This is a genomic window from Methylomagnum sp. (assembly GCF_054333355.1).
The window spans coordinates 1-5,949 of sequence record NZ_JBTEKS010000268.1 but is presented as its reverse complement, the minus strand read 5'-3'; the positions used below and the strand labels follow the sequence as shown (position 1 = coordinate 5,949).

General features: G+C 60.6%; 6 protein-coding genes. 5 read left to right on the top strand and 1 reads right to left on the bottom strand.

What is annotated here, in order from left to right; translation table 11 throughout:
- The coding region (locus tag ACXWUF_RS16710; RefSeq protein WP_458495776.1) for a transglutaminase N-terminal domain-containing protein at positions 1 to 909 on the bottom strand (909 nt) is incomplete at its 3' end.
- 640 nt (positions 910 to 1,549) lie between these two features.
- Here ACXWUF_RS16710 and ACXWUF_RS16705 point away from each other — a divergent pair.
- The 5 genes from ACXWUF_RS16705 to ACXWUF_RS16685 all read left to right on the top strand — a co-directional run bounded on the left by ACXWUF_RS16705 (position 1,550) and on the right by ACXWUF_RS16685 (position 5,830).
- Positions 1,550 to 3,223 carry a formate--tetrahydrofolate ligase gene (locus ACXWUF_RS16705; RefSeq protein ID WP_458495775.1) on the top strand — a complete coding sequence of 558 codons (1,674 nt, stop codon included), beginning with the start codon at positions 1,550 to 1,552 and terminating at the stop codon, positions 3,221 to 3,223.
- A 130-nt stretch (positions 3,224 to 3,353) separates the two neighbouring features.
- Positions 3,354 to 4,469, top strand: a complete 1,116-nt coding sequence (gene wecB / locus ACXWUF_RS16700; protein WP_458495774.1) for a non-hydrolyzing UDP-N-acetylglucosamine 2-epimerase — start codon at positions 3,354 to 3,356, stop codon at positions 4,467 to 4,469.
- A gap of 321 nt (positions 4,470 to 4,790) precedes the next feature.
- Positions 4,791 to 5,120: a hypothetical protein gene (locus ACXWUF_RS16695; RefSeq protein WP_458495773.1), complete on the top strand. Its 330-nt coding sequence runs from the start codon at positions 4,791 to 4,793 to the stop codon at positions 5,118 to 5,120.
- 153 nt (positions 5,121 to 5,273) lie between these two features.
- Positions 5,274 to 5,588: a c-type cytochrome gene (locus ACXWUF_RS16690; RefSeq protein ID WP_458495772.1), complete on the top strand. Its 315-nt coding sequence runs from the start codon at positions 5,274 to 5,276 to the stop codon at positions 5,586 to 5,588.
- A gap of 92 nt (positions 5,589 to 5,680) precedes the next feature.
- On the top strand, positions 5,681 to 5,830 hold the full coding sequence (locus ACXWUF_RS16685) for a SemiSWEET family sugar transporter (protein ID WP_458495771.1): 150 nt from the start codon (positions 5,681 to 5,683) through the stop codon (positions 5,828 to 5,830).
- The last annotated feature ends 119 nt before the right edge of the window (positions 5,831 to 5,949 follow it).

Sequence of the window (5,949 nt, the reverse complement as noted above, 5' to 3'; positions counted from 1 at the left end):
CGTGTAGGGCTTGGTCACGCGGGGGTCTTCATGGACGCGCCGGACGATGTTGGCGTGCTCGAATTCCAACACTTCGCATTTGTCGGAGAAGCCGGTGACGGGCGCGGCGCTCACCGCGTCGGGCGTGCAGGCCAGCGGGATGTGGCCCTCGCCCGCGAACAGGCCGGAGGTCGGGTCCAGCCCGATCCAGCCCGCGCCGGGGATGTAGACCTCGGCCCAGGCGTGCAGGTCGGTGAAGTCCTGTTCGGGACCGGAGGGGCCGTCCAAGGATTTTTGGTCGGCGGTGAGCTGAATGAGATAGCCCGACACGAACCGCGCCGCCAGCCCCAAATGACGCAGAATCTGCACCAGCAACCAGCCGGTGTCGCGGCAAGAGCCGGTGCCTTTGCCGAAGGTTTCCTCGCAGGTCTGGATGCCGGGATCGAGCCGGATGGTGTAGCCGATGGCGTGTTGCAGCCGGGTGTTGAGCCCCACCAGGAAATCGACGATGCGGCGCTTGTCGCGATTGACCCCGGCCAGCCAAGCCATCAGGTGGGGGCCGCTTTCGGTGAGTTCGAAGTATGGCTCCAGTTCGTGGCGCAGCAGCGGATCGTATTCGAAGGGGTAATTCTCGGCGTAGCTTTCGACGAAGAAGTCGAAGGGATTGATGACGGTCATTTCCGCCACCAGATGCACATCGACCCTCAGCTCCTCGACCTTCTCCGGGAACACCACCCGGGCGATGGTGTTGCCGAAGGGGTCTTGCTGCCAGTAAATCCGGTGGTTGGCCGGTTCGATGTGGAGTCGGTATTCGTGGATGGGCGTCCGCGCATGGGGCGCGGGACGCAGCCGGACGACGTGGGGCGAGAGCGTGACGGGCCGGTCGTACCGGTAATATGTGTTGTGTTCGATGCCTGCGAGTATCGCCAAAACCGTTTCCCCTTAGTGACTTGATTCCTTGCTCAAAAAAACCGCCGCATCCCGCCGGGGTGCGTCGCCGCCATGTTTGGTGCGCGGCGTGGTGTGTTGATGCTGGTTCAGCAGAAACCATGCCACGGGGGGGTGGGCCATGGCGGGGCGGGGCGGTTAAATCGGTGGGTTGAAGGCCGGGTGGGACCACCCGCACCGATGCGGGCGGGCTTGCGCCAATAAGGGGCGTCAAGGGGCTTGCAAGTGTAGATTTTTACAGAATTGCGTCTGGTTCCCGCTCGCGGGCCAGAGGCCCGCGCTCCCAACGGGATAAATCAATTAAACCCATCTCCAGAATTCCGACTCGGATAGGTGGGGCCGCGCAGCGGCCTTATGAGCATAGCCGGGCGTTTCAACGCCCGGTTGGCTGGTGGTTCAGGCGGTTCATTTACTCTACCGCCGATTAAGGTGTCTCCATCAGGAGTCTTTAAATGGCTTGTAGATGCTTTTTGTTTCGGTATGGATACGGTTGATTTTCTGGCGTGCTGCTTAGCATTCGCCAACTTGGTAGAATCCTCATCCTTGAACACATGGCGGGTTCCGCCCCCGCGATTCTCACAATCACGCCTCAACATCAACGACCATTCATAAAGGAACCCCGATGTCCGATATCGAAATCGCCCAACAAGCCAAAATGCTGCCTATCATCGACCTGGCGAAAGAAAAGCTGGGCATCCCGGCGGAGCATCTCGACCCCTACGGCCACTACAAGGCCAAGCTGTCCTTGGAATACATCAAATCGCTAGAGGCCAAGCCGGACGGCAAGCTGGTGCTGGTGACGGCCATCAGCCCGACCCCGGCGGGCGAGGGCAAGACCACCACCACGGTGGGCCTGGGCGACGCGCTCAACCGCATCGGCAAGAAAACCATCATGTGCCTGCGTGAGCCGTCCCTGGGGCCGTGCTTCGGCGTGAAGGGCGGCGCGGCGGGCGGCGGTTATGCCCAGGTGGTGCCGATGGAGGACATCAACCTGCATTTCACCGGCGACTTCCACGCCATCGGGGTGGCCCATAACCTCCTCGCGGCGATGATCGACAACCACATCACCCACGGCAACGAACTCCACATCGACCCGCGTCGGGTGCAGTGGAAGCGGGTGGTGGACATGAACGACCGGGCGCTCCGCAAGATCGTCATCGGCATGGGCGGACCCGGCAACGGCTACGCCCGCGAGGATGGTTTCGACATCGTGGTGGCCTCCGAGGTGATGGCGATCCTGTGCCTCGCGACCGGACTCAAGGATTTGAAGGAGCGCCTGGGCCGCATCATCATCGGCTACAAGGCCGACGGCAAAACCCCCATCTACGCCCGCGACCTCAACGCCCACGGGGCCATGGCCGCGCTGCTCAAGGACGCCATCAAGCCGAATCTGGTGCAGACCCTCGAAAACAACATCGCCATCATCCACGGCGGTCCCTTCGCCAACATCGCCCACGGCTGCAACACCGTCACCGCCACCAAGACGGCGCTCAAGCTGGCTGATTATGTCGTGACTGAAGCCGGCTTCGGGGCCGACCTGGGCGCGGAGAAGTTCATCGACATCAAGTGCCGGATGGCGGGACTGGAGCCGGCGGCGGTGGTGTTGGTGGCGACCATCCGGGCGCTCAAGTTCCACGGCGGCGTGAAGAAAGAAGAGCTGAATCAGGAAAATCTGGCCGCGTTGGAAAAAGGACTGGCGAACCTGGAGAAGCACGTCCGCAATATCCAGGAGCATTACCACCTGCCGTGCGTGGTCTCCATCAACCATTTCACCTTCGACACCGAGGCGGAAGTCGCCCTGCTGCGGGAGAAATGCGAAGCGCTGGGCGTGCCGGTGGTGCTGGCGAAGCATTGGGCGCATGGCGGCGCGGGCGCTGAGGAACTGGCTCGTACCGTCGCCGCCATCGTGGACGAGCGGCCCGGCCAGCATCAGTTCGTATATGCCGACGGCGCATCGTTGTGGCAGAAGATCGAAACCATCGCCACCAAGATTTATGGCGCGGGTCAAGTGACCGCCGAGGCCAAGGTCAAGCAGCAATTGGAAACCTGGAACGTGGATTACGGCCAATACCCTATCTGCATGGCGAAGACCCAGATGTCCTTTTCCACCGACCCCGGTGCTAAGGGTGCGCCCACCGGCCATACCGTGCATATCCGCGAGGTGCGGCTCGCCAACGGCGCGGGCTTTATCGTCGCCATCGCGGGCGACATGATGACCATGCCGGGCCTGCCGAAGAAACCGGCGGCGGAGCATATTGATGTGGATGATAACGGGCGGATTTTTGGGTTGTTTTAACGGATAGCGTTTCGGCGCTGGTTAGGGATAACATTCCTTGAGGGGGTGTTATCCCTTTGTTTTTGCCGCAATTCGGCTTCGATCAAGTACGATGAACGCATTCGATTCAACCCCCAAGGAGCCTTTGCCCGTGAATTCGCCCGAAGCCAGGAAGAAGCTATTTATCGTCGCCGGTGCCCGCCCCAACTTCATGAAGATCGCCCCCATCATGCGGGAGCTGCGGCGCGGCGCTTACCCTTTCGAGACCAAGCTGGTGCATACCGGCCAGCACTACGACAAGGAGATGAGCGACGTTTTTTTCGAGGAACTGGAAATCCCCAAGCCCGATTACCACCTTGAGGTCGGCAGCGGCTCCCATGCCGAGCAGACCGCCAAGATCATGGTCCGCTTCGAGGAGATTTGCCTCAAGGACCGGCCCGACATCGTCATGGTGGTGGGCGATGTGAATTCCACCCTGGCTTGCTCCATCGTCGCCAAGAAGCTGCACATCAAGGTGGCCCACGTCGAGGCGGGCCTGCGCAGCGGCGATAGGGCCATGCCGGAGGAAATCAACCGCCTGGTGACGGACGCCATCACCGACTGGTTCTTCGTCACCGAGAAGAGCGGCTTGAACCACCTGCTGGCCGAGGGCAAGCCTAGGGACAGCATCCACTTCGTCGGCCATGTGATGATCGACAACCTGTTCCATCAAGTGGAGAAGATTGGCCGGATGCCGCCGGAGTCGTTCAGCACCACGGCGCTCAAGCAAAGCCGCCCGGACTACGGCGTGGTGACGCTGCACCGGCCCTCCAACGTGGACGATCCGGCGGTATTCGCTGGCATCGTGGGCGCTTTGGCCGAGGTGGCCGCTGAACTGCCGCTGATTTTCCCGGTCCATCCCCGCACCCGGAGCAACCTGCAAAAGTTCGGAATCGAAGTCCCGGGCGGCATGGTTTTGACTCAGCCCTTGTCCTACATGGATTTCCTCAATTTGTTCAAGGACGCCCGTTTGGCGATGACCGACAGCGGCGGCTTGCAGGAGGAAACCACGGCGCTGGGCGTGCCCTGCCTGACCTTGCGCGAGAACACCGAGCGCCCCGTCACCGTGACCGAGGGCACCAACACCGTGGTGGGCGTCGATCCGGTGCGCATCGTGGCGGAGGCGCGGGCCATTCTGGCGGGCCGGGGCAAACAGGGCCGTCGGCCCGAGCTTTGGGATGGCCAGGCGGCGGCGCGGATTTTGGATGTGCTGGCCGCCGGGACTTAGGATGTGGCCGAAAGCAATTTCCCGGAATTGGCGGACTACCGGCGTTCCCATTGGCTGAGCGGAGTCGGAGCCGATGGAAACGCCGGTGGTCCGCCGCTGGGCGGGATTGGATTCCTCGCGGACTTCGGGTGAATTCCGCAGTTCGTTGTTTTCGGATAAAGTACCAATGTCATCACGAAGGGTGATGGCCGCCCGGACTGGAGAATCGGCATGGGCCGGTGATCTGGGACTTCCCGCCGGGAGTTTGATTCGGGCAGTCGTCATGTCATGCTCGTGTTTTTCCACCCAAACCACAATTAAAGCAAGCAATAGAGGAGATTTATGAAAGCGAATCTGAAAGCTCTTGGGACGACTCTTTTCCTAGGCACCGTCATCACGGCGCCCGCGATGGCTAGCGAGGACAGCAAGTATCCGGCCTATGACTTCAAGCCGAGCGTGATCTACAGCGACGCCGCCCTGGTTGGCAAATCCAGCGTCGCCGCGCCCGCCGCCCAGACCCATGCGCCTGACCCGAAGTATCCCGCCGCCCATTTCGAGCCGACCGTGATTCACGCGGCCACCCCCAGCGAACCGGCAGTGGTGGCTCACGTCGCTGACCCCAAGTACCCGGCGGCCTATTTCACGCCCAGCGTGATTTATCAGGCCAAGTGATCACACGGACGGAATTTCGTAGCCGCCCCACCGGACCAAAACCCTGCGGGGCGGATTGACGATCCTGGCCCTGTTTTATGGCTCGCGTCTTTCCTAATCATCGACAGCCGATGAGTGCGAAGCCGGGCTTTCTTTCGAGAGGAGTGAATAATCATGCGTCCTAACATTTTGTGCGTATTGGCGGCTTTATTTCTCTCGACCCTGAGTGGGGTCGTTCTGGCTGACGCGGAAGCTGGCAAGGCAACGGCCGAGAAGGTCTGCGCTGGCTGCCACGGCGCCAAGGGCATCAGCGGTGGCGAAATGTTCCCCAATGTGGCGGGCCAAAAGAAGGGCTATTTGGTTGGCGCCTTGAAGGCTTACCGCGACAAGACCCGCAACGCACCCATCATGAATGGCATGGCGGCGTCGTTGAGTGACCAGCAAATCGACGATGTGGCGGCTTATTACGCCAGTCTCAAAGGCGAGTAATTCATGAGTGGCGGCGTTGGGTGCCGACGGTCGCCCATCTCCGCCCTGATTCCACCGCGAAGCCCTGACCGTGATGAGGAAGTCATTCAGCCATGCCCTTGGAAGCCATCAATGCGTTGGGGCTAATCGCAGGTGCCCTGACCACCGTCTCGTTCGTGCCCCAGGTCATGAAAATCTGGCGCACCAAATCGGGAAATGATGTTTCCTACGGGATGTTTCTATTAGACATGTTCCCTACCTAAGTTGTTGTTTTCAATGAGAGTTTAAAGTTCCAGAGGCCCGCTCCAATATAAATAAAGGTATCTAATAAATGTGTCAGATGATTTCTTGAGCGATGCACCAAACTATGCAGACATTTCAT